Here is a 22,291-nt window from a genome sequence, read left to right as displayed (position 1 = left end):
CGCATTTCGTCTGCATTGACTTCTTTTTCGCCCGGGTCGTCAATGGCCCCCTGCCGGTACGGAAGAGCCGCCGTACCACTGTCCGCAGGAGGGCACCGAATTCATGCGACCGACCACGCGAAGATCCACCGAACAGCGGCGCCGCTGGGCCGCCGCCCTGGGCATCACCGCACTCGTCGTCACCGGGGGAGGGCTGCTCGGAGGACCGGCGCAGGCCGCCGCGACGGCCTCCGTCGCGGTGGACTTCCCCACCCACTGCATCCCGCCGCCCATCGCGGGCATCCCGCCCATCGACGGCACCACGACCGCGCGGATCACCGTCGACGACGCGACCCCGCAGGTCGGCGACACCGTCGCGGTGACCTACACCGTCCTCGTGCCCGCCGCCAGCAACCCGGTCGACCTGGCCCTGCCCGCCGACATCATGACGCCGACCGGGAAGGTCACCCTCGGCGGCGCGCAGAGCGGCAATGTCACCGTCGCGGGGCCGAAGAAGAACGCCCCGGTCCCCGGCAAGGGCACCTTCCCGTCGTTCTCCATGACGGGGACGTTCACCGTCACCGCGCCCGGCACGATCACCCTGTCGCCCGGCGACTACAACATCCACACCAGCTACATCATGGAGCTGGACACCCCCTGCACGGTGACGGGCCCGCCCGCCCCCGTGTCGGAGACCGTCGTCGCCACCGGCGGCGGCCAGGTCAACGAACGCACCGTACGGCTCTCGGCCGCCTCCGGGCAGGCGGGCGACGAGGTCACCGTCACCGGCACGAAGTTCACCCCGGGCGCGGGCGTCACCGTGGCGGGCCGCGACGGCGACGCGCAGACCGGTGACACCGCCACGGCCACCGCCGACGGATCCGGGGCCTTCACCGCCCGGCTCGCCGTCAGCGACCCGGCCACCACCGGCGTCGTCGCCTACGAGGGCGGCGCCTGGGACGCCGGGAAGGGCGCGGGCCCCCGGGCGTACACCGTCACCGGCGGCGGTGAGATCCCCGACGGCAGCCAGCGGCTCACCACGACCGTCCGGGCGGGCACCCTCTCCATGACCCAGGCCGGCGACAGCGTCCCGTTGTCCGGGGTCGACTTCGGCCGGGGCGGGGCCTCCACCGGCGAACTGCGCACGGTGACCGTCGAGGACTTCCGGGGCGGCCCCGCGGGCTGGTCGCTCACCGGCAAGGTCACCGACTTCAAGGGTCCGGGCGGGGCGCGGATCAGCGCCGACGCCCTCGACTGGGCCCCGTCCTGCGCCACGAAGCCCGGCAGCCCGAGCACCTGCGCGGCGGGCAGCGCCGGAACGGTCGGGGACGCCGGGGCCACCCTGGCGTCCACGCCCGACGGGGCGGCCACCGGAGGGGAGTTCACCGTCGACGCGGGGCTCTCCCTGGACGTGCCGGCCTTCACCGGGGCCGGTTCCTACGCGGGAGTGCTGACCCTCACGCTCACGTGAGGTCCCGACTTTCCCGGCAGTGCCACCCTCGCCGTCGGACGAGTCCCCGCTCCCGCCCGGGAGCGCCGGTCCCCGCCCCGACGTGAGGTCCTCTCCTGATCCACCGTGGGCCGGGCGCGCACCCGGCCGGCCCACCCCACCCGGACGCGACCTGGGGGTCCGTACCGTGCGCAAGCTCTCCGTACTCCTCCTGGCGGCTGCCCTGCTGCTCCTCGGCGCGCCCGCCGCCCATCCGGCCGACAACGGCAGCTGGTCCGTCCAGCCGACCTCCGGCCCGTCCGGCGAACGCCCCTCCCTCTACCTCTCCGCCGCGCCGGGCACCACCCTCACCGACCGGGTCACCGTCACCAACAGGACCGCGAAGCCGCTGACCCTGCGGCTGTACGCCGCCGACGCCTACAACACCCCGCGCGACGGCGGCTTCGCGGTCCGCGACCGCAAGGAGAAGCAGCGCTCCGTCGGCGCCTGGGCCCGCACCGACCGGGACACCGTCACCGTGGGCCCCAAGGACGCGGTCACCGTGCCCCTGACCATCACCGTCCCCAAGAACGCCGAGCCGGGCGACCACCCCGGCGCCCTGATCGCCCTGGACGAACGAGTCGAGGCCACCCGCCGGGGCGCCGTCGCCGTCGGGGTCCGCAGGGCCGTCGGCGCCCGGATCCACCTGCGGGTGAACGGGCCCACCGTCCCCGCGCTCTCCGTCGAGGACATCCGGATCGAGCGGCACCGCCCGCTGGTCCCGGGCACCGGCACGAGCCGCGCCGTCATCTCGTACACCCTCCACAACCGGGGGAACGTCACCCTCGCCCCCGCCGTCGCCCTGCGCGCCGAGGGCCTCTTCGGCCGGACGCTGCTGAAGCGCGGGCTGACGAAGCTGCCCGCCGAGCTGCTGCCCCGCCAGCGGGTCCGGCTGACCGAGACCTGGGACGGCGCGCCGCAGCTGGACCGGGCCGAGGTCGAACTCACCGCCACCGCGAAGGGCACCCGGGAGTCGGCGGCCGTCACGTTCCTGGCCGTGCCGTGGCTCCTCGCCGGGCTGCTCACCGTGCTCGTCGCCGCCGGTAGTGCCCTGTGGGCGCGGGCCCGCCGACGCCGTACGCGAACGGCCTGAGACACCTGTGACCGGTCTCGCCCGGCCCACGGTGCGGCGGCGCCGCCGGGATCGGGGAGAATGGTCGCCATGAGCGCTCGACCGAACCCAGAATCCGCTGCCGCGCAAGCGGAGACCACCTCCCCCCACCGGGCCGGCTTCGCCTGCTTCGTGGGCCGCCCCAACGCGGGCAAGTCCACCCTCACGAACGCTCTCGTCGGTCAGAAGGTGGCGATCACCTCCAACCGCCCCCAGACCACCCGGCACACGGTGCGCGGCATCGTGCACCGCGACGACGCGCAGCTGATCCTGGTCGACACCCCCGGCCTCCACAAGCCGCGCACGCTCCTGGGCGAGCGGCTCAACGACGTCGTGCGGACCACCTGGGCCGAGGTCGACGTCATCGGCTTCTGCCTGCCCGCCGACCAGAAGCTCGGCCCCGGCGACAAGTACATCATCAAGGAACTCGCGGGGATCAAGAAGACCCCCAAGATCGCCATCATCACCAAGACCGACCTGGTCGAGTCGAAGGCGCTGGCCGAACAGCTCATCGCCGTCTCCGCGCTGGCCGACGAGCTCGGCTTCGAGTGGGCCGAGATCATTCCGGTCTCGGCGGTCAAGGACCTGCAGGTGAGCCTGCTCGCCGACCTCATCGCCCCGCTGCTCCCCGTGAGCCCGCCGCTCTACCCGGAGGGCGACCTCACCGACGAGCCGGAGATGGTCATGGTCGCGGAGCTGATCCGCGAGGCGGCGCTGGAGGGCGTACGCGACGAGCTGCCGCACTCCATCGCGGTCGTCGTCGAGGAGATGCTGCCGCGCACGGACCGCCCGGCGGACAAGCCGCTGCTGGACATCCACGCCAACGTCTACATCGAGCGCCCCAGCCAGAAGGGCATCATCATCGGCCCGAAGGGCCAGCGGCTGAAGGACGTCGGCACCAAGTCCCGCAAGCACATCGAGGCGCTGCTCGGCACGCCGGTCTTCCTGGACCTGCATGTGAAGGTCGCCAAGGACTGGCAGCGCGACCCGAAGCAGCTGCGGAAGCTGGGGTTCTGAGCCCGGACCACGTCCGGCGGCCGGAGGCCGGCGCAGCCGTGCGAAGCCGCTGAGGCCCGGGGCCGAAGGGGGCGAGTGCGGTCGTGGGGGGTCCCGAAGCAGCTGCGGAAGCCCGGGTTCCCGCTCTCGTACGGCACGGGTGCCGATCTCACGCGCCCTCCTTGAGGACGCGTGAGATCAGCGTGCGCTGCGCCCCGGTCAGATCGGGGTCAGCGCAGTACATGGTGCGGCCGTCGACCGTGATCTCGTACCGGAAGCCGTCCGGTGCCCCGGCGGGCGGGGCGGCGGACGCCCCGCCGAGAGCCTTCTCGGCGAGCGACCGCCACTCGCCGGCGTCGGCCCGGCCCTCGGTATCGACCCCACCGCGGCGGGCGATGCCGGCGAAGCCGCCGGTCCGGCTGACCTGAATACGCATGGGGTCCTGTCTATCGGGGGCCGCGCGGGCGCTCAACCCCGCCTGCTGGAGCGGCCGCGATCCGACCGCGTCGAGGCCGCCTCCCGGTCGGACCCGGTCACGCCCGGGCCGCTCGCTCCGGGGCCGGTCGCTTCCGGGCCAGGTCACTCCCGGGTCGAAACGCCCACCTCCGACCAGGCCTTGAGGACCGCCTCCCGCTCGCCACCCGCGCCGAAGCGGTCGCCCGCCGCCGCGACCGTCAGCCGGGCGAACTCCGCGAAGTCCGCGTTCGCCGTCAGCTCGCCGCCGGTCAGCACGTCGAACCAGATCTGCCCGGCGCGCTCCCAGGCGTTGCCGCCCAGCACGGTGGCCAGGAGATAGAACGCACGGTTGGGGATGCCGGAGTTGAGGTGGACCCCGCCGTTGTCCTCCTCCGTCTCGATGTACTCGTCCATGGAGCCCGGCTGCGGGTCCTTGCCGAGGACGTCGTCGTCGTACGCCGTGCCCGGGGCCTTCATCGAGCGCAGCCCGACCCCGCTGACCCGGGGCGCCAGCAGCCCGGCCCCGATCAGCCAGTCGGCCTGCTCCGCGCTCTGGCCCAGCGAGTACTGCTTCACCAGGGAGCCGAAGACGTCGGACACCGACTCGTTGAGCGCGCCCGACTGGCCCTCGTAGCGCAGGTTGGCGGTGTGCTGTGTCAGACCGTGGGCCAGTTCGTGGGCGATCACGTCGACCGCGACGGTGAAGTCGAGGAAGATCTCGCCGTCGCCGTCCCCGAAGACCATCTGCTCGCCGTCGAAGAACGCGTTGTTGTACTCCTCGCCGTAGTGCACGGAGCCGATCAGCGGCAGACCCTTGCCGTCGATCGAGCTGCGCCCGTACGCCGAGAGCAGCAGCTCGAAGGTGGCGCCGAGGCCGGCGTACGCGCGGTTCACGCTGGCGTCCGAGGTGGGCTTGTCGCCCTCGCCGCGGACCTTGCGGCCGGGCAGGGCGGTGCCGTTCCCGCAGTCGTACAGGGTGCGGTGGGGCTTGGTGGGGACCGCGCCCGCGCCGGGGGCGGTCGTGACGGAGGCGAGGGCCGTCGTCCGGCGGCGATCGCGGCGGAGACCGTCGGCCGCCAGGGTGCGGCGGGCCGGATCCGCGAGGCGGGCGTCGGCGGACCGCGACAGGTGATCGAGGACGTGGGGCGGAACGATGCTGCAGAAGACGGGGTGGAGATCGCCGTCGGTTCGAAGGTGCATGAAACGACTGTGGCACTCCGTCACAGCGCTGTCACTGGTTGCGACGGTGATTGACGAAATGGAGTGATGAGTCACTGTTTACCCGTCATCGATGCCTGGTCCCGCATACTGATACGGCCCGACACCACGGGCCACACTCGGTTACGCTCGTCGCATCATGCGTTTCGGGCTGCTTCTCCTTAGCTGCCGCGGCGAGGGTCCCCAGTCGTAGGCCGACCCCCTCCCCGCGGAGTCTGGTGCTGTAGCGACACAGTCGGCCGACCCCCGCTGGACCGAGGAGCCCTACGCCATGACCACCGTGAATCCCGCTGGTAACACCGTGAATCCCGCCGGTGATTCCGTCGGCCGCCCCACCCCGGTCACCAACGCGACGCAGCTCCAGAAGCCGTCCGGGATGCCGGTCCACAAGTACCGCGGCTACGAGGCCGTGGACATCGCCGACCGCACCTGGCCCGACAACCGGATCACCGTCGCGCCCCGCTGGCTGTCCACCGATCTGCGCGACGGCAACCAGGCGCTGATCGACCCGATGTCCCCGGCGCGCAAGCGCGAGATGTTCGATCTGCTGGTCGCGATGGGCTACAAGGAGATCGAGGTCGGCTTCCCGTCCTCCGGCGAGACCGACTTCAACTTCGTCCGCTCCATCATCGAAGAGGGCGCGATCCCCGAGGACGTGACGATCTCCGTCCTGACGCAGGCCCGCGAGGAGCTGATCGAGCGGACCGTGGAGTCGCTGGTCGGCGCGCACCGGGCCACCGTCCACCTGTACAACGCCACCGCCCCCACCTTCCGCCGCGTCGTCTTCCGCGGCTCGCGCGAGGAGGTCAAGCAGATCGCGGTGGACGGCACCCGGCTGGTCATGGAGTACGCCGAGAAGATCCTGGGCCCGGAGACGATCTTCGGCTACCAGTACAGCCCGGAGATCTTCACCGACACCGAACTGGACTTCGCCCTGGAGGTCTGCGAGGCCGTCTGCGACGTCTGGCAGCCGGAGGAGGGCCGCGAGATCATCCTCAACCTGCCCGCCACCGTGGAGCGTTCGACGCCCTCCACGCACGCGGACCGCTTCGAGTGGATGTCCCGCAACCTGACCCGCCGCGAGTTCGTCTGCCTGTCGGTCCACCCGCACAACGACCGGGGCACCGCCGTCGCCGCCGCCGAGCTGGCCATCATGGCCGGCGCCGACCGCATCGAGGGCTGCCTGTTCGGCCAGGGCGAGCGCACCGGCAACGTCGACCTGGTCACCCTGGGCATGAACCTCTTCTCCCAGGGAGTCGACCCGCAGATCGACTTCTCGCAGATCGACGAGGTCCGCCGCACCAGCGAGTACTGCAATCAGATGGAGATCCACCCGCGCCACCCCTACGCGGGCGATCTGGTCTACACCGCCTTCTCCGGCTCCCACCAGGACGCCATCAAGAAGGGCTTCGACGCCATGGAGCGCGACGCCGCCGCCCAGGGCGGGACGGTCGACGACATCGAGTGGGCCGTGCCGTATCTGCCGATCGACCCGAAGGACGTCGGCCGCTCCTACGAGGCCGTCATCCGGGTCAACTCGCAGTCCGGCAAGGGCGGTATCGCCTACGTCCTGAAGAACGACCACAAGCTGGACCTGCCGCGCCGGATGCAGATCGAGTTCTCCCGGATCATTCAGGCCAAGACCGACGCCGAGGGCGGCGAGGTCACCCCGACGCAGATCTGGTCCACCTTCCAGGACGAGTACCTGCCGAACGCCGACAACGCCTGGGGGCGTATCCAGCTCCGCTCCGGCCAGACCACGACCGACACCGACGGCCGGGACACCCTGACCGTCGAGGCCACCGTCGACGGCGCGGACACCGTGCTGAGCGGTACGGGCAACGGCCCGATCTCCGCGTTCTTCGAAGCGCTGCAGGCCATCGGCATCGACGCCCGGCTGCTGGACTACACCGAGCACACGATGAGCGAGGGCGCCAGCGCCCAGGCCGCCTCGTACATCGAGTGCGCGATCGACGGCAAGGTCCTGTGGGGCATCGGCATCGACGCCAACACCACCCGCGCCTCGCTCAAGGCGGTCGTCTCCACGGTCAACCGCGCGGCCCGCTGACCCGTCCGGCCCCTCCCGGACAGCCGCGCACCCCTCCTCGCGCGGACGTCCGGTTCGACCCCGTACGACGGCATTGACGGACCCCGACCGCCCGCTCCGGGTGGTCGGGGTTCGGCCATATCCGGGGGTTGTGACGTCCCGGAGGCTGACGCCGCATCGCGTGTGTGGCTAACATCACGTCCAACACACGGCGCTGTTGCCGGAGCGTTACGGAGGTGTGCGAAGTGCGGTCAGCCAAAGGACAACGCGCTCTGAGGCCGGTCCTCTGCGGCGTTCGCACCATCTGGGACGCCGTCGGCGACGGCGCCTTCTTCTGCCCCGGCTGCGGGGGAGACCGCAACTACCGTCGGCTCACCGGCCGCCGCCGCCTCACCGTCCTCGGTGTCCCGCTGGTCGGCCGGGGCGAGACCGAGCCCGTCGTCGAGTGCGCCGCCTGCCTCACCCACTACGCCCCCGAGGCGCTGGACCACCCCACCACGACCCGGTTCTCGACGATGCTCCGTGAGGCCGTCCACACCGTCACCCTGGCCGTCCTCGCCGCCGGAGGCACCACCTCCCGCACCGTCCTGGAGGCCGCTGTCGCCACCGTGCGCGACGCCGGGCTCGACGACTGCACCCAGGAGCAGCTGTTCACCGTCGTCGAGGTGCTGGCCGCCGACACCGGGCGGGGCTCCGGTTCCGACCCGGCCGCCGAGGCCTGCGGCCCGACCCTCGCCATCGAGCTGCACGAGGTGCTGGCCCCGCTCGCCCCGCATCTGGCCGCCGCCGGCCGCGAGTCCGTCCTCCTCCAGGGAGCGAGGATCGCGCTGGCCGACGGGCCCTACCGCACCGCTGAGCGCCAGGTCCTGACCACGGTCGGCAGCGCCCTCCAGCTCCCCGCCGACGACATCGCCCGCCTGCTGGCGGCAGCCGACCGCACGCCCTCGTAGCGCCGCTCGCCCGCCCCCGCACGCCCGTGACGGCCCTCGGCCCCCGCCACGGGCCCCAGGTGGGCGACAATGGGCCCATGAGCTTGTTCCGGGACGACGGCGTCGTGCTGCGTACGCAGAAACTGGGCGAGGCCGACCGGATCATCACGATCCTGACCCGCGGCCACGGCCGGGTGCGGGCCGTCGCCCGCGGGGTGCGCCGCACCAAGTCCAAGTTCGGCGCCCGCCTGGAGCCCTTCTCCCACGTCGACGTGCAGTTCTTCGCGCGCGGCAGCGAGCTGGTCGGCCGCGGGCTGCCGCTCTGCACCCAGAGCGAGACGATCGCCCCCTACGGCGGCGGGATCGTCGCCGACTACGCCCGCTACACGGCGGGCACCGCGATGCTGGAGACCGCCGAGCGGTTCACCGACCACGAGGGCGAACCGGCCGTCCAGCAGTATCTGCTGCTCGTCGGCGGCCTCCGCACCCTCGCCCGGGGCGAGCACGCCCCCCACCTGATCCTGGACGCGTTCCTGCTGCGCTCGCTCGCGGTCAACGGGTACGCGCCCAGCTTCGAGGACTGCGCCAAGTGCGGAATGCCCGGTCCGAACCGGTTCTTCTCCGTCGCGGCGGGGGGCGTCATATGCGGTGACTGCCGGGTCCCCGGCAGCGTCGTACCCTCGGCACAGGCCCTGGCCCTGCTGAGCGCGCTGCTCAGCGGCGACTGGGCGACGGCGGACGCGTGCGAGGCGCGTCATGTCAGGGAGGGGAGCGGGCTGGTGTCCGCCTATCTGCACTGGCATCTGGAGCGCGGACTGCGCTCGCTGCGGTACGTGGAGAAGTGACGCGGTACGTGGAGAAGTGACGCGGCACGTCGAGAGGTGACGCGGCACGTCGAGAGGTGACGCGGTGCGTCGGGCAGACGACGCGGTGCGTGGATGAAGTGACACAGGGAGACTGAGAAGCTCATGGCAGTACGCGGGATCCTCGGCGGCCGTAACCGGCGCACGTACAAGACCCCCGAGCCGCACCCCACGGGCGCGACGCCTCCGAAGATCCCCGGCGAGCTGGTGCCCCAGCACGTCGCCGTCGTGATGGACGGCAACGGCCGTTGGGCCAAGGAGCGGGGTCTGCCCCGCACCGAGGGCCACAAGGTCGGTGAGGGCGTCGTGATGGACGTTCTCAAGGGGTGTATCGAGATGGGCGTGAAGAACCTCTCGCTCTACGCCTTCTCCACGGAGAACTGGAAGCGCTCGCCGGACGAGGTGAAGTTCCTGATGAACTTCAACCGCGACGTGATCCGCCGCCGCCGTGACGAGATGGACGAGCTCGGCATCCGGATCCGCTGGGTGGGCCGCATGCCCAAGCTGTGGAAGTCCGTCGTCCAGGAGCTCCAGGTCGCCCAGGAGCAGACCAAGGACAACGACAGGATGACGCTGTACTTCTGCGTCAACTACGGCGGACGTGCCGAGATCGCGGACGCCGCGCAGCGCATCGCCCAGGACGTGGCGGCCGGGAAGCTCGACCCGGCCAAGGTCAACGAGAAGACCTTCGCGAAGTACACGTACTACCCGGACATGCCGGACGTGGACCTCTTCGTGCGCCCCAGCGGCGAGCAGCGCACCTCGAACTACCTGATCTGGCAGAGCGCGTACGCCGAGATGGTCTTCCAGGACGTTCTCTGGCCGGATTTCGACCGTCGGGATCTGTGGCGGGCCTGTCTGGAGTACGCCCAGCGCGACCGCCGCTTCGGCGGGGCGGAGGCGGTGGAGGCGGCGAAGGCCGCTGAGGCCGCCAAGGAGTGACGCGAAAAGTGACGTGAAAGAGGCGGGTCCGGGACGTTGTACGCGTCCCGGACCCGCCTCTTCTTCCTTCGTTACGCCTTGCTCGCGGCGCACTCCGCGCACGTGCCGAACACCTCGACGGTGTGCGCGACGTTCACATAGCCGTGCTGGGCGGCGATCATCTCGGCCCACTGCTCGACAGCCGGACCCTCGACCTCCACGGCCTTGCCGCAGAGCCGGCAGACGAGGTGGTGGTGGTGGTCACCGGTCGAGCACCGCCGGTAGACGGACTCGCCCTCGGCGGTGCGCAGGACGTCGACCTCACCCGCGTCGGCGAGGGACTGCAAGGTCCGGTAGACCGTCGTCAGGCCCACGGAGTCGCCGCGGTGCTTGAGGACGTCGTGCAGCTCCTGGGCGCTGCGGAACTCGTCGACCTCGTCGAGCGCCGCCGCCACCGCCGCCCGCTGCCGGGTGGACCGGCCGCGTACCGGCGCTGCGTTCGTGCCACTGATCGGCGCCGTGGCCACAGCTGCCTCCTCGTGTCGCCCGTACATGTGTCGGGCCATTGTGCCAGCCCGGCCGGGCACCCCCGGCGAACACGTACGGTGCGACGCCGTCACACGCACAGCTGTCACGACCGTCACACCCGTACGTCGTCCCGCTCCCGGCGGGCCCCCGGTACTTCCAGGGTGCACTCGGTCCCCTTCGCCCGGCCCGCCCGCGCCCGGCGTCTCGCGAGCGGAGCGGCGAGCGCGGTCAGTGCGACGAACACCGCGATGGCCAGCAGCACGATCGTCGCGCCGGGCGGAACGTCCTGGTAGTACGAGGTCACGGTGCCGGTGAGGGTCACGGCCGTGCCGATCGCGACCGCCAGCACGAAGGTGACCTTGAAGGACTTGGTGATCTGCTGCGCCGCCGCCACCGGCACCACCATCAGCGCGCTGACCAGCAGCAGGCCGACGACCCGCATCGCGACGGTCACGGTCACGGCGGCGGTCACCGCGATCAGCAGGTTCAGCATCCGCACCGGCAGCCCGGACACCCGGGCGAACTCCTCGTCCTGGCTGACCGCGAACATCTGCCGCCGCAGCCCCACCGTGACCAGCACCACGAAGGCGGCCAGCACACAGATCGCGATGACGTCCGACTCGGAGACCGTGGCCAGCGAGCCGAAGAGGTACGAGGTCAGGTTGGCGTTGGAGCCCGTGTCGGACAGGTTGATCAGCATGACGCCGCCCGCCATGCCGCCGTAGAAGAGCATCGCCAGGGCGAGGTCGCCGCGCGTGTGCCCGTACCAGCGGATCAGCTCCATCACGACGGCGCCGGCCACGGCGACGGCGGTCGCCATCCAGACCGGGCTGGTGGAGAGCAGGAAGCCGAGGCCGACGCCGGTCATCGCGATGTGTCCGATGCCGTCGCCCATCAGGGCCTGCCGCCGCTGCACCAGGTAGATGCCGATGGCGGGCGCGGTGATGCCGACCAGGACGGCCGCGATGAGCGCCCGCTGCATGAAGGGAGGGTTCAGGAATTCCAGCATCATCAGGTCAGCAGTCCCGTCCGTTGGGGCTCGGCGGCCGCGTGGGGGTGTACGTGGTCGTGGCCGGGCAGGGCGTGCTGGCCGAGCGCCTCGGGCGGCGGCCCGTCGTGCGTCACACAGCCGTCACGCAGGACGACGGCCCGGTCGATCAGGGGCTCCAGCGGGCCCAGCTCGTGCAGCACCAGCAGCACGGAGGTGCCCAGCGCCACCTGCTCGCGCAGGGTCGAGGCGAGGATCTCCTGGCTGGCCAGGTCGACCCCGGCCATCGGCTCGTCCATGATCAGCAGCTCGGGCTCGGAGGCCAGGGCGCGGGCTATCAGGACCCGCTGGTGCTGGCCCCCCGACAGCGCGCTCACGGAGTCCTTGGCGCGGTCGGCGAGGCCCACCAGCGCGATGGCCCGGTCCACGGCCGCCCGGTCCGCCTTCCCGGGCCACCGCAGCCCCGTACGGGACAGCCGGCCGGAGGCGACGACCTCGCGGATCGTGGCGGGCACGCCGCCCGCGGCGGTGGTGCGCTGCGGGACGTAGCCGATCCGGCCCCACTGACCGAAGCGGCGCAGCTCGGTGCCGAACAGTTCGACGGTGCCGCCGGTCAGCGGGACCTGCCCGATGACGGACCGTACGGCGGTGGACTTGCCGGAACCGTTGGCGCCGAGCAGCGCGACGACCTCGCCGCGGTGCACGGTCAGGTCCACCCCGCGCAGCACGGGGCGTGCGCCGAGGGTGGCCGTGGCGCCGCGCAGCGCGATCACGGGCTCGTGAGCGGGCTCGCGGGAGGCGTCCCGGGCGAGTTCGTGGGTGGTGTTCTCACGCTCCGGCATGAGCGCCTCCGTTCCAGGGGTGATGCGGTTCCACAGGGTGGTGCGGGTCACTTCGCGCCGAGTGCCTTCTGGAGCGCGGCGAGGTTGGACTCCATGACCTCGATGTAGTCAGCGCCCTGGGACTTCTTCGTGATTCCCTCCAGCGGGTCCAGAACGCCGGTCTTCAGCCCGGTGTCCTTCGCGAGGGTCGTCGCGGTCCTGTCGCTGGCGAGTGTCTCGAAGAAGACCGTGGTGGCCTTGTCCTTCTCCGCGATGGTGTGGATCTCCTGGATCCGGGCGGGGCTCGGCTCGGCCTCGGGGTCGATGCCCGCGATGCCCTGCTGGGTGAGCCCGTAGCGCTCGGCGAGGTAGCCGAAGGCGGAGTGGGTGGTGATGAACGTCTTGGTGGAGGTGTTCTCCAGCCCGGTCCTGTACGCCGTGTTCAGCTCGCCCAGCTCGGCGACGAGGGCATCGGTGTTCTTCTTGTAGTCGGCGGCGTGGTCGGGGTCGGCCTTCTCCAGCGACTTGCCGACGCCCTTGGCGACCTCGGCGTACTTCACCGGGTCCAGCCAGATGTGGGGGTCGGCGCCGCCCTCCTCGCCGTGGTTGTGGCCGTCGCCCTCGGAGTGCTCCTCATGGGCCTCCTCGCCCTCGTGCCCGTGCTCCTCTTCCCCGTGGTCGTGGCCGCTGACCTCGGAGCCGTGGTTCTCCAGTGTGGTCAGGGTCGCGGCGTCGACGGTGTTCCGCACACCGGACTGCGCGATCGCGTCGTCCACGGCGGGCTGGATGCCCTTGAGGTACAGCACGTAGTCGGACTCGCTGATGGAGCCGATCTGGCGGGGGGTGAGCTCCAGGTCGTGCGGCTCGACACCCGGCTTGGTGAGGCTGGTGACCGCGACGTGCTCGCCGCCGATCCTCTCGGTCAGGAACTGCATCGGGTAGAACGACGCCGTCACCTTCAGCTTGCCGTCGCTGCCCCCGCCCGCCGCGTCGGAGGTGGAGCAGGCAGAGAGGGCGGTCAGACCGAGGACGACTGCTCCGGCGACGGCGGTGGCGGGTATGAGGCGGCGTACGTTCATGACAGTCATTTTCAACTAAAGTGGAAACGATTGTCAACAAGGACGATGAGATGCCCGGAAGGTCACATAGGGGCGCCGGGAGGATCGCCGGGAAGATCCTTCACGTCCCGCCGATTTGATCCCAGGGGTGCGCCCGCCGGTAATCTGAGGCATTCGCCGTTCGTCACCGTCGTAATGAAGAGAGCACCGTGGCCGCCGACAAGATCGACACCATCGTCAGCCTGAGCAAGCGCCGTGGCTTCGTCTACCCCTGCAGTGAGATCTACGGTGGCCAGCGCGCCGCCTGGGACTACGGGCCGCTGGGCGTCGAGATGAAGGAGAACCTGAAGCGTCAGTGGTGGCGCTACATGGTCACCGCGCGCGAGGACGTGGTCGGTCTCGACTCGTCGGTCATCCTGTCCCCGGACGTCTGGGTCGCCTCGGGGCACGTCGCCACCTTCTCGGACCCGCTCACCGAGTGCACCTCCTGTCACAAGCGCTACCGCGCCGACCACCTGGTGGAGGCGTACGAGGAGAAGCACGGCAAGCCGCCGGTCAACGGTCTCGCCGACCTCAACTGCCCCAACTGCGGCAACAAGGGCACCTTCACCGAGCCCAAGCAGTTCTCGGGTCTGCTCTCCACCCACCTCGGCCCGACCCAGGACTCCGGCTCGGTCGCCTACCTGCGCCCCGAGACCGCCCAGGGCATCTTCACCAACTTCGGCCAGGTGCAGCAGACGTCGCGCAAGAAGCCGCCGTTCGGCATCGCGCAGATGGGCAAGTCCTTCCGGAACGAGATCACTCCGGGCAACTTCATCTTCCGGACCCGCGAGTTCGAGCAGATGGAGATGGAGTTCTTCGTCAAGCCGGGCGAGGACGAGGAGTGGCAGCAGTACTGGATGGACCAGCGCTGGAACTGGTACACGGACCTCGGCATGCGCGAGGAGAACATGCGCTGGTTCGAGCACCCGAAGGAGAAGCTCTCCCACTACTCCAAGCGCACCGCCGACATCGAGTACCGCTTCCGCTTCGGCGGCAGCGAGTGGGGCGAGCTGGAGGGTGTGGCCAACCGCACCGACTACGACCTCAAGGCGCACTCCGAGGCGTCGGGCACCGACCTCCAGTACTACGACCAGGAGGCCAACGAGCGCTGGACGCCGTATGTCATCGAGCCCGCGGCCGGTGTCGGCCGCGCGATGCTGGCGTTCCTCCTGGACGCCTACGTCGAGGACGAGGCGCCCAACGCCAAGGGCGTCATGGAGAAGCGCACCGTGATGCGCCTCGACCACCGCCTGGCCCCGGTCAAGGCCGCGGTCCTGCCGCTCTCCCGCAACCCGCAGCTCTCGCCGAAGGCCAAGGGCCTGGCGGCGGACCTGCGCAAGAACTGGAACATCGAGTTCGACGACGCCGGCGCCATCGGCCGCCGCTACCGCCGTCAGGACGAGATCGGCACCCCGTTCTGCGTCACCGTCGACTTCGACACCCTCGACGACAACGCGGTGACCGTGCGTGAGCGCGACACCATGAAGCAGGAGCGCGTCTCCCTGGACCAGATCCAGGCGTACCTCGGCTCGCGTCTGCTCGGCTGCTGACACCCGCACCCGTGCGTGAGGCCCCCGGTTCCGGGTACGGAACCGGGGGCTTCGTCGTCCACCGGAGCCCCGCCGATCCGGGAGGTACGCGATGCCGTCCAGCACCACCAGCAAGGTCAGCAGATTCGACCAGCACGGCCGCGAACACGTCGTGCGGGTACGGAAGTCGGGCACGACCCGCCAGTTGACCTGCTCCACCTGCGCGTGGCGGCGCCCGGCGCAGTTCCTGCCCTGGCTGAAGGCCGAGGAGCATCTGGCCGAGGCCCATCGGGCGACGGTCGACCCGACGGCCTGAAAACCCGGTGCGGGGCGCTTCGGGAGCGGGGTACGGTTTCCGCATGTATTCGTTCTTCCAGATCTACGAGTGAGAGCGCGGCGGGTCGCAGCGCCCGCCGCCCACCGGATCGATCTCGATCACCCGATCACTTCCATCCTCATTTCTCACCACGAATGGGAGAACGCCGTGGCCAAGAGCCGCAACAACCTCCTCGGCGTCGGCGGACAGCGCAAGAAGCTGTCCCGCGCCGAACAGCAGGGCGCGGGTTCCGCGCGAGGCGCCGACCGCAAGGCCGCCGAGGACAAGAAGCAGGAGCTGGTGCGCAAGATGCGCGAGCGCGCCGAGACCCAGGCGGCCACCCCTGCCGCCGAGCCGGGCGAGCAGGACGCGTCGCCCGCGCAGAGCTGACGCCTGAGCATCACCTCGTAGGACGGTGGGCCCGGATCATCCGTGATCCGGGTCCTTCGTCGTGAACCGGACCCGGCCGGCTCCCGTGCGGCTTCTGCCCGCCCGTACACCGGTACGCCCGCCCGCCCGCCTGCCTGCGCGTACGCCCGTCCGTCCGTCACCGGCGGAACAGGTGCGGGTGCCGCCGCGCCAGCTCCCGCGTGATCGCCTCGTCGGTGGGGTCCACGACCTCCCAGTCGTGCCCCGACGGGTGCCCGGCGAACAGGCCACAGGCCGCGTCCGCGTTCCGGGGGTCGCGGACCGCGCACCAGGGGAGTGGCACCAGCCGCACCTGTCCCGCGCGCCACCGCGCCCAGGCGGCGCTTCCCGGCCGCCCGCCCTCGTCCCACAGCATCGTCGCGTGCGCCTCGTCGTGGCCCTCCCCGAGTTCGCAGAGCAGATGTCCGGCCTCCGGGCGGCGAGCCGGGACCGACAGGGCGAGCACATGCTCCGGGGGCGGCAGTGACGCGACGGCGGTGCACTGGTGCATGGGGACGGGTCACCCTTCGGGGGAGTCGCCTGACAGGAGCCGCTCGGCGATCAGGTCGCCGAGTGGGTCGGTCACGTCCCAGGAGTGGGGCGCGGGGTGGTGGTCGGAGAAGGAGCACTGGCGCACGATGTCCGTATCGAGTCGGCGCAGGAGTGCGGGGCACCAGGGCACGGTGTCGGCCCGGTGGGTGCGTTCGGGTCCGTCGCCGGTCCAGAAGAACCACAGGGCGGGTGAGTCGGGTGTCCGGCCCGGCCGGAGGAAGGCGGCGTGTTCGGCGTGCGGGCCGGGATGCCCGCCGGCGTGCTCGCCGAGTTCGCACAGGACGTACGGCTCCGGGTCCTCGGGGTCGTCCACCCCGGGGGCGAGGAGCCGGAGCACGGCATCGGGAGGCAGAAGCGTGACGGCGGTGCACTGGAGCACGGTGTTCAACTCCGGTTCGGGTGGCGGGACTACCGGTCGGCCGGGTGGCCACGCCACCCGGCGAGCGTCAGGCTGAGCCCGACGGCGGGATCGAGAACGGTGAACAACGCGGGAAAACCCGCCTCCAGGGCCCGTATCGCCTGGTCCTGGTGCGCGCCCTCCGTGGCCCAGCGACGCAACTCCTCGGGCGCGCCCGAGCCGTGAAAGCGCACCGGGCGCACGTCGCCGGGCGGCAGCGTCACGGGATCGGTCACGGCAGGCAGCCCATGGCAGTTGGCCAGGCGCAGCGCCTGCCGCCGGAGCCAGAGGAGGACGAGCCGCCGGTTCCGTACGAGGACGACGCCGCCGAGCGAGGCGAGGCGCTGCCCGTCGGACAGGGTGACCTCGGCCGCGTAGACCGCCGCGCGCGTCATGCGGACCGCCCGGGTCCGCCGTGCCGGATCAGTTCCCGCAGCCGGTCGGCTGCCGCCTCGACCTCGGCCACCACGGCGGCACGGTGCGCGAAACGATCCTGGATGGCCGCGTCCAACTCGGCGCAGAACAAGGCCCGGTAGGCGGGGTCGGACTCGATGAGTACGAGTTCGGCGAGCGGCGGGGCGGCGGCCCGGTGACGGCGTCGGGTGAGCCGGACCCGTAACCGGGCGAGGGGGCTCGGGGTCACAGGACCTCACCCCGGCTACGGGCGTTGAGCCGCGCGGTACGGGCGCGAAGCTGCTCTATCAGGACTGCGGGCCGCACCTGGCCCGGCTCGGCCTCCCACTCCGCGCCGCCCCCTACGGGCCGCAGCGACCAGTAGGGGCCGGCGACCCCACGGAACTCCCCCACGCGGTCGGCGCGGCTGGTGTCGACCAGGAGGGTTCCGAGGGCGGGGAGGGCAGGGGGTTCCTGATTATTCGGGCATACGTTCTCGCCGTACATCGATCGCTCCTCTCCGTAGCCATTTGGCTACCGGGGCGATTCAGCGTGACCTAGGGTCGAAACGTCTTCAACGTGGGTATCTAGGAGGGCACGTTGGTAAACATCAAGGAGCTGAACCCCGAGGCCAGCCTGCAAGCGGCCTTCGGTGCTCGTCTGCGCAGGATGCGCGAGGAGCGTGGCTGGATCCAGGACCATGTGGCCGAGCTGGTCGGCTGCTCGGGCAGGCATATCTCGGCGATCGAAACTGGCCGCAAACCGGCGACTCTGCCTTTCGCGAGGAAAGCGGACCGATTATTTGATCTCATCGGTTCGAGCGAGTCGTTCGAGCGCCAGTGGCAGGAGATGAAGCACGGGAACCTGCTGGAGGGCTTCCCGGAGTACGTGGGGTACGAAGGCCGGGCGGTGGAGATCAGGCTGTTCGACGTAGGTCTCATTCCCGGCTTGTTGCAGACACCGGAGTACGCGAGAGCTGTCGCCTACGGGCATGTCCAGCGCGGGTCCATCACCACAGAGCAGGCCAACGAGCGTGTCGCGTTCCTGGCGGAGCGGCAGGCGGCGCTGGTGCGGTCACGACCGCCCATGGTGTTCGTCGTCATGGACGAGAGCTGCCTGCACCAGGCGGTCGGCGGACCGGAGGTCATGGCCGCCCAGCTCCAGCGGCTGGAGGAGATGGCCACGCTGTACAACTGGATCATCCAGGTTGCGCCGTTCAGTCTGGGTGCACGCAGAGCGTTCTACCTGCCGGTCAATCTGCTTACTCTTGCGGACCGGTCCATCGTGGCGTACGCCGAGTCTCAGGCGCAGGGGCGCGTTGAGCGCGAAACCTCGTTCGTGGTGCCCATGCTCACGGCCTACCATCAGTTCCAGGGCGAGGCGTTGTCGAAGGCGGCGTCTGTGGCCAAGATCCGCCAGCTGCGAAAGGGCACTCCGTGATGACCGAATCCCTCCGTTGGTTCAAGTCCTCGTACAGCGACAACGGCGGCAACTGCGTCGAGGTAGCGGCCAACCTCGCCGCCGCGCATGGGTTTGTCCCCGTCCGTGACTCCAAGGTCGCGGGCGGCCCGGTGGTCGCCGTCCCCGTCACCGCCTTCGCGGCGTTCGTCGCGGGCGTTCAGGGCGGGACGTTCGACACCGTCTGAGGAACCGAGCAACCGGATGCCCCACCGTGCCGCGCAGGGTGGGGCATCCTGCTGGGGCCCTCTGGTGCCCGCCAGGCCGCATCGTGCATGGTGGTTCTTCCTGCGCTGAAGGGACACTCGTGACGACCGAATCCCCCCGTTGGTTCACGTCTTCGCACAGCTCGAACGGCGGCAACTGCATCGAGGTCGCCGCCAACCTCGCCGCCTCGTGCGGCCTCGTCCCCGTCCGTGACTCCAAAGTCGCGGGCGGCCCGGTGGTCGCCGTCCCCGTCACCGCCTTCGCGGCGTTCGTCGCGGGCGTTCAGGGCGGGACGTTCGACACCGTCTGAGGAACCGAGCAACCGGATGCCCCACCGCGCCGCGCACGGTGGGGCATCCTGCTGCTCGGAGAGAAGGGGCGCTCTTTGATGACCACCACCGACACCAGCGGGCGTGAGCCCGAACCCCAACCGCTTGTCCGTCGAGGGATTCAACGTCTCGCGTACGAGCGTTGGGGAACTGGCCGCTCGCTCTGGGAAGCGGAGCTCGCAGGGAGAGAGCTAGTGGTGGATCACCTGGAGATGCGCGAGGGTGACGCCTCGGAGAACGCGGCACGCGTGCTCGGCCTTGACGGCGAGCGCGTCTGGATCAGGAGCCGCCGGTTCGTCCTCGACGGGAAGCCGGTGCTGCTCTCGACGTCGTACCTCCCGGCGTCGCTGGTCGAGGGTTCGGCGATCACCGAACCGGACACAGGGCCTGGTGGGATCTACGCTCGGCTCGCTGAACTGGGCCATGGTCCCGTCCACTTCCGGGAGGAGATCCGCTCGCGCATGCCGCTGCCCGAGGAGGCAGCCACCTGACGTGAAGGGCCGCACGCCGTGCCCCCTTTGGGGCGAATGCACTGCTCCGTCCGCTGTGCGGCGGCAGGGTTTGTGAGTCGATCACGGTCTTGTCGGAGGCTGTGCTGGTTTGTGGTCACGGTCATGTCGGGAGGCCGGGGTGAGTTTGTCGCGGGCGGAGCTGTATGCCGCGATCCGGAGGGACAAGCATCTTGATCCGGAGGTGTCGCAGCGGACGTTGGGCGTACCGGTTCACCCAGACCCAGCGCAAGCGGCACCGCAGCTGACCCTCAGTGCCTGTGCGCCACTACTGTTTGCCTGTCGTCGTCCGGGGTGGTCCCGGTCTGACTGAGGGGTGGGGCAGTGGAGAAGACCTTGTTCGAAGAGGTGTTTCGCAGGAGATCGCATCCAGTGCTGCGTCTGCTGGGCAACTTGGCACTCTGGGCGGCTCAGCTCACCTTCGTCTTCATCGTGATCACGCACTTCCATAGCGCGTGGCGGTGGGTTGTCATCCCGCTGACGCTCTTGGCGATGGTGGCCGATGGCCGAGGCGTGGCTTCGGCAGTGCGGGACCTTCGGCGGCGCGGTGCCGCCCCGGCGTCCTGACCGGAGGTCTTGAACACTCACTCACAGATGACCGCGGCGGCCTCCCTGACGGGAGGCCGCCGCAGCCGTTCCTGGTCCGGCCGCCGGGTCCCAGTGCCGGCCGGACCAACACCCCGTTCTCGTCCAGGCACCGCGGGCACTGGTCCGGCCCGGTCATGAAGTCAGAAAACTTTCGTCGACTGGAGCCCAAAAACGTCCTGAGAAACACACGGCCCGTGCCATCGTGCATGGTGATGCTTCCTGCGGTGAAGGGACACCCGTGATGACCGAATCCCCGTGCTGGTTCACGTCCTCGTACAGCTCGAACGGCGGTGCCTGCATCGAGGTCGCCGCCAACCTGGCCGCCACGCGCGGCATCGTCCCGGTCCGTGATTCCAAGGTCGCGGGCGGCCCCGTGGTCACCGTCCCCGTAACCGCGTTCGCGGTGTTCGTGGCCGGCGTCCAAGGCGGGACGTTCGACACCGTCTGACGACGAACCGAGCAACCGGATGCCCCACCGTGCGCGGCACGGTGGGGCATCTCGGCGACGCGGCAGGGCAGGGCAGGTCAGAGACCCAGCGCCTCCCCGGCCAGGGCGGTGCCCCTGACCCGTGCCTCGATCTTGGCGAAAGCGAGTTCGCGTGAGGTGGAGGCGTCGTCGGCGAAGGGGGCGAAGCCGCAGTCGTCGCAGGTGCCCAGCCGGTCCACCGGGATGTAGCGCGCGGCCAGGAGCACCCTGTCCCGTACCTGCTCGGGTGTTTCGACTGAGGGGTCGATGGGATCGGTCACCCCGATGAACACCCGTGCATCCGGGGGCAGGTGCTCCTGGACGGTGCGCAGGACCCGGTCGGGGTCTGCCTCACTGGCCAGCTGGAGATAGAAGTTGCCCACCTTGAGCTGGAAGAGCTTGGGCAGCAGCTCCGCGTAGTCGATGTCGAGGCTGTGGGTGGAGTCCTGGTCGCCGCCGGGGCAGGTGTGCACGCCGATACGGGCGCGTTCCTCGGGACTGAACCGCCCCAGGACCTCGTTGTTGAGGGCGATGAAGTCGTCCAGCACACCACCGCTGGGGTCGAGCTTCAGCGACAGCCGGCCTTCGGTGAAGTCGAGCTGGACGACGTGTGCGCCGGCGTCGAGGCAGCCGCGGATGTCGGCCTCCGCCTCGTCGGCGAGATCACGCAGGAAGTCCTCGCGGGAGTATCCGTCGATGGGTGCCGCCGGGTACAACAGGCTGAGTGCGGACGGCGCGATGACCGCTTGCTTCACCGGCTTGTCGGTGAGCCGCTGCGCCGCGCGCAGGTAGGTCTCTGCCCGCACTTGGTAGCGGAAGGGGCCTTCGGTGATGCAGGGGAGCTGACGGGTGTGTCCGTCGGCGAAGGGGATGACGACGCCGTCCGGTGACAGCGTGCTCAGGCCTGCCACCGGGTACGTGGCGAAACTGGGCTTGCCCTGTTCGCCGTCGACCAGAACGGGGCTGCCCGTCCGTTCCAACTGCGCCAGAGTGTCCGCGACGGCCTGCTCCTGCTGCTTGGCGAGGTCGCTGTCGTCCAACTGGCCCCCCGCGTGCGCGGTGAGGGCTTGCCCGAGTGCGGAGGAGCGCGGAAGGCTGCCGATGGGCTCGGTGGGGATAGTCATGCTCGGTAGGCTAGGAAAGCTTCGGTTCCGGCATCGGCAGAATCTTGGTTCTCCGACATCGCCGACGATTTTGGTGCAGGCTTCCGGAATCACGCAGGCCGAGCTCATCGACCGAGCCGGAACCGTCCGGTCTCACGAGCGCGGAAGGTCCCTGACCGCTGGCGCGGACGCACTCGCCCGCGACTTCCTGACACGTGCCCCGCCGGCGGACCGGTAGACCTGCCGAGTCATGTCACCGGCCGGCAGGGCCCCCTTGTCCAGAGGGCCGTCAGGGGCCCCGAGGTGTCGAACCGGTCCCCGCCGACCCGTGCCGGGTGCGGCGTGATGCGGGTGACCTGCCCGCGCGTCGTGCTGATCCCGATCGTGGCGAAGGGTGTCCGTCCGGGGCGCCGGCAACCTGTCCCACCCGGGAGTCGCGCCCACAAGCCTGCTCGCCGCCCGCCCCGAGGAAACCCTGGGGGTGCACGTCATCCGCGCCCTGTCCGCTCGCGGCGTTCGTCGCGGGCGTTCAGGGCGGGACGTTCGACACCGTCCGACGACGAACCGAGCAGCCGGATGCCCCACCGTGC

At 70.5% G+C, this 22,291-nt stretch carries 27 protein-coding genes and 2 pseudogenes; 17 read left to right on the top strand and 12 right to left on the bottom strand.

Annotation, left to right across the window (positions count from 1 at the left end; all coding sequences use genetic code 11):
• Positions 1 to 103: 103 nt before the first annotated feature.
• From ACZ60Q_RS03100 to era, 3 genes are all read left to right on the top strand, one after another.
• Positions 104 to 1,450 (top strand): beta-xylosidase, encoded by a 1,347-nt coding sequence (locus tag ACZ60Q_RS03100; RefSeq protein ID WP_469627499.1) that lies wholly within the window; start codon positions 104 to 106, stop codon positions 1,448 to 1,450.
• Positions 1,451 to 1,616: 166 nt separating this feature from the next.
• Complete coding sequence (locus tag ACZ60Q_RS03095; RefSeq protein ID WP_469627497.1) at positions 1,617 to 2,561, top strand: DUF916 domain-containing protein; 945 nt, start codon at positions 1,617 to 1,619, stop codon at positions 2,559 to 2,561.
• A 60-nt stretch (positions 2,562 to 2,621) separates the two neighbouring features.
• Positions 2,622 to 3,596 (top strand): GTPase Era, encoded by a 975-nt coding sequence (gene era / locus ACZ60Q_RS03090; protein WP_469627494.1) that lies wholly within the window; start codon positions 2,622 to 2,624, stop codon positions 3,594 to 3,596.
• Positions 3,597 to 3,744: 148 nt separating this feature from the next.
• Here era and ACZ60Q_RS03085 read toward each other — a convergent pair whose 3' ends face one another.
• Together ACZ60Q_RS03085 and ACZ60Q_RS03080 are read right to left on the bottom strand one after the other, a co-directional pair.
• Positions 3,745 to 4,011 carry a protealysin inhibitor emfourin gene (locus ACZ60Q_RS03085; RefSeq protein WP_469627491.1) on the bottom strand — a complete coding sequence of 89 codons (267 nt, stop codon included), beginning with the start codon at positions 4,009 to 4,011 and terminating at the stop codon, positions 3,745 to 3,747.
• 143 nt (positions 4,012 to 4,154) lie between these two features.
• Positions 4,155 to 5,231: a M4 family metallopeptidase gene (locus ACZ60Q_RS03080; protein ID WP_469627488.1), complete on the bottom strand. Its 1,077-nt coding sequence runs from the start codon at positions 5,229 to 5,231 to the stop codon at positions 4,155 to 4,157.
• Between the two features lie 289 nt (positions 5,232 to 5,520).
• Between ACZ60Q_RS03080 and leuA the strand changes: the two genes are divergently transcribed.
• From leuA to ACZ60Q_RS03060, 4 genes are all read left to right on the top strand, one after another.
• Complete coding sequence (gene leuA, locus ACZ60Q_RS03075) at positions 5,521 to 7,317, top strand: 2-isopropylmalate synthase (protein ID WP_469627485.1); 1,797 nt, start codon at positions 5,521 to 5,523, stop codon at positions 7,315 to 7,317.
• A 224-nt stretch (positions 7,318 to 7,541) separates the two neighbouring features.
• The gene (locus tag ACZ60Q_RS03070) at positions 7,542 to 8,246 is read left to right on the top strand and encodes a TerB family tellurite resistance protein (RefSeq protein ID WP_469627482.1); all 705 of its coding nucleotides are present in this window, start codon (positions 7,542 to 7,544) and stop codon (positions 8,244 to 8,246) included.
• A gap of 77 nt (positions 8,247 to 8,323) precedes the next feature.
• The gene (gene recO, locus ACZ60Q_RS03065; protein ID WP_265601715.1) at positions 8,324 to 9,070 is read left to right on the top strand and encodes a DNA repair protein RecO; all 747 of its coding nucleotides are present in this window, start codon (positions 8,324 to 8,326) and stop codon (positions 9,068 to 9,070) included.
• Positions 9,071 to 9,193: 123 nt separating this feature from the next.
• On the top strand, positions 9,194 to 10,030 hold the full coding sequence (locus tag ACZ60Q_RS03060; protein WP_469627479.1) for an isoprenyl transferase: 837 nt from the start codon (positions 9,194 to 9,196) through the stop codon (positions 10,028 to 10,030).
• 71 nt (positions 10,031 to 10,101) lie between these two features.
• Here the strand turns inward: ACZ60Q_RS03060 and ACZ60Q_RS03055 are convergent, their stop codons facing one another.
• The 4 genes from ACZ60Q_RS03055 to ACZ60Q_RS03040 form a co-directional block, all read right to left on the bottom strand.
• The gene (locus tag ACZ60Q_RS03055) at positions 10,102 to 10,536 is read right to left on the bottom strand and encodes a Fur family transcriptional regulator (RefSeq protein ID WP_003969280.1); all 435 of its coding nucleotides are present in this window, start codon (positions 10,534 to 10,536) and stop codon (positions 10,102 to 10,104) included.
• 113 nt (positions 10,537 to 10,649) lie between these two features.
• On the bottom strand, positions 10,650 to 11,549 hold the full coding sequence (locus tag ACZ60Q_RS03050; protein WP_469627475.1) for a metal ABC transporter permease: 900 nt from the start codon (positions 11,547 to 11,549) through the stop codon (positions 10,650 to 10,652).
• Positions 11,549 to 12,367: a metal ABC transporter ATP-binding protein gene (locus tag ACZ60Q_RS03045; protein WP_469627995.1), complete on the bottom strand. Its 819-nt coding sequence runs from the start codon at positions 12,365 to 12,367 to the stop codon at positions 11,549 to 11,551. The genes ACZ60Q_RS03050 and ACZ60Q_RS03045 overlap by 1 nt, the downstream gene beginning before the upstream one ends.
• Positions 12,368 to 12,414: 47 nt before the next feature.
• A complete protein-coding gene (locus tag ACZ60Q_RS03040) occupies positions 12,415 to 13,425 on the bottom strand; it encodes a metal ABC transporter substrate-binding protein (RefSeq protein WP_469627472.1) in 1,011 nt (336 codons plus the stop codon).
• A gap of 188 nt (positions 13,426 to 13,613) precedes the next feature.
• Here ACZ60Q_RS03040 and ACZ60Q_RS03035 point away from each other — a divergent pair, with 188 nt between their 5' ends.
• From ACZ60Q_RS03035 to ACZ60Q_RS03025, 3 genes are all read left to right on the top strand, one after another.
• Positions 13,614 to 14,996, top strand: a complete 1,383-nt coding sequence (locus ACZ60Q_RS03035; RefSeq protein WP_469627469.1) for a glycine--tRNA ligase — start codon at positions 13,614 to 13,616, stop codon at positions 14,994 to 14,996.
• A 91-nt stretch (positions 14,997 to 15,087) separates the two neighbouring features.
• Positions 15,088 to 15,291, top strand: a complete 204-nt coding sequence (locus ACZ60Q_RS03030) for a hypothetical protein (protein WP_469627466.1) — start codon at positions 15,088 to 15,090, stop codon at positions 15,289 to 15,291.
• A 168-nt stretch (positions 15,292 to 15,459) separates the two neighbouring features.
• Positions 15,460 to 15,681 (top strand): DUF6243 family protein, encoded by a 222-nt coding sequence (locus ACZ60Q_RS03025; RefSeq protein ID WP_469627463.1) that lies wholly within the window; start codon positions 15,460 to 15,462, stop codon positions 15,679 to 15,681.
• A gap of 157 nt (positions 15,682 to 15,838) precedes the next feature.
• On the opposite strand, the gene ACZ60Q_RS03020 is transcribed toward ACZ60Q_RS03025, so the two are convergent.
• From ACZ60Q_RS03020 to ACZ60Q_RS03000, 5 genes are read right to left on the bottom strand one after another with little or no spacing between them, the layout of a single operon-like run.
• Positions 15,839 to 16,210, bottom strand: a complete 372-nt coding sequence (locus tag ACZ60Q_RS03020) for a hypothetical protein (RefSeq protein WP_469627460.1) — start codon at positions 16,208 to 16,210, stop codon at positions 15,839 to 15,841.
• Positions 16,211 to 16,219: 9 nt separating this feature from the next.
• On the bottom strand, positions 16,220 to 16,630 hold the full coding sequence (locus ACZ60Q_RS03015) for a hypothetical protein (RefSeq protein WP_469627457.1): 411 nt from the start codon (positions 16,628 to 16,630) through the stop codon (positions 16,220 to 16,222).
• Positions 16,631 to 16,659: 29 nt separating this feature from the next.
• Positions 16,660 to 17,043: a hypothetical protein gene (locus ACZ60Q_RS03010; protein ID WP_469627454.1), complete on the bottom strand. Its 384-nt coding sequence runs from the start codon at positions 17,041 to 17,043 to the stop codon at positions 16,660 to 16,662.
• A complete protein-coding gene (locus tag ACZ60Q_RS03005) occupies positions 17,040 to 17,291 on the bottom strand; it encodes a hypothetical protein (protein WP_469627452.1) in 252 nt (83 codons plus the stop codon). Before ACZ60Q_RS03005 ends, ACZ60Q_RS03010 begins: the two co-directional genes overlap by 4 nt.
• The gene (locus ACZ60Q_RS03000) at positions 17,288 to 17,548 is read right to left on the bottom strand and encodes a hypothetical protein (protein WP_469627450.1); all 261 of its coding nucleotides are present in this window, start codon (positions 17,546 to 17,548) and stop codon (positions 17,288 to 17,290) included. Before ACZ60Q_RS03000 ends, ACZ60Q_RS03005 begins: the two co-directional genes overlap by 4 nt.
• 93 nt (positions 17,549 to 17,641) lie before the next feature.
• Here ACZ60Q_RS03000 and ACZ60Q_RS02995 point away from each other — a divergent pair, with 93 nt between their 5' ends.
• The 6 genes and pseudogenes from ACZ60Q_RS02995 to ACZ60Q_RS02970 all read left to right on the top strand — a co-directional run bounded on the left by ACZ60Q_RS02995 (position 17,642) and on the right by ACZ60Q_RS02970 (position 20,580).
• A complete protein-coding gene (locus ACZ60Q_RS02995; protein WP_469627447.1) occupies positions 17,642 to 18,481 on the top strand; it encodes a helix-turn-helix domain-containing protein in 840 nt (279 codons plus the stop codon).
• Positions 18,478 to 18,687, top strand: coding sequence for a DUF397 domain-containing protein (locus ACZ60Q_RS02990; protein ID WP_469627444.1), 210 nt, complete (start codon positions 18,478 to 18,480; stop codon positions 18,685 to 18,687). The genes ACZ60Q_RS02995 and ACZ60Q_RS02990 overlap by 4 nt, the downstream gene beginning before the upstream one ends.
• Positions 18,688 to 18,806: 119 nt before the next feature.
• Positions 18,807 to 19,016 (top strand): DUF397 domain-containing protein, encoded by a 210-nt coding sequence (locus tag ACZ60Q_RS02985; RefSeq protein ID WP_469627441.1) that lies wholly within the window; start codon positions 18,807 to 18,809, stop codon positions 19,014 to 19,016.
• Positions 19,017 to 19,133: 117 nt separating this feature from the next.
• Positions 19,134 to 19,517: pseudogene (locus tag ACZ60Q_RS02980) on the top strand (UTRA domain-containing protein); the annotation flags it as partial.
• A 351-nt stretch (positions 19,518 to 19,868) separates the two neighbouring features.
• Positions 19,869 to 20,111, top strand: coding sequence for a hypothetical protein (locus ACZ60Q_RS02975; protein WP_469627438.1), 243 nt, complete (start codon positions 19,869 to 19,871; stop codon positions 20,109 to 20,111).
• Positions 20,112 to 20,370: 259 nt separating this feature from the next.
• The gene (locus ACZ60Q_RS02970; RefSeq protein ID WP_469627435.1) at positions 20,371 to 20,580 is read left to right on the top strand and encodes a DUF397 domain-containing protein; all 210 of its coding nucleotides are present in this window, start codon (positions 20,371 to 20,373) and stop codon (positions 20,578 to 20,580) included.
• A 77-nt stretch (positions 20,581 to 20,657) separates the two neighbouring features.
• Here the strand turns inward: ACZ60Q_RS02970 and ACZ60Q_RS02965 are convergent, their stop codons facing one another.
• Positions 20,658 to 21,722 (bottom strand): cobalamin-independent methionine synthase II family protein, encoded by a 1,065-nt coding sequence (locus tag ACZ60Q_RS02965; RefSeq protein WP_469627432.1) that lies wholly within the window; start codon positions 21,720 to 21,722, stop codon positions 20,658 to 20,660.
• A gap of 394 nt (positions 21,723 to 22,116) precedes the next feature.
• On the opposite strand from ACZ60Q_RS02965, the pseudogene ACZ60Q_RS02960 reads away from it, so the two are divergent.
• Positions 22,117 to 22,227 (top strand): annotated as a pseudogene (locus tag ACZ60Q_RS02960) (short chain dehydrogenase); the annotation flags it as partial.
• Positions 22,228 to 22,291 lie beyond the last annotated feature (64 nt).

The sequence above is a fragment of the Streptomyces sp. NPDC104313 genome (assembly GCF_055583985.1).
This window is presented reverse-complemented; position numbering and strand designations above follow the sequence as displayed.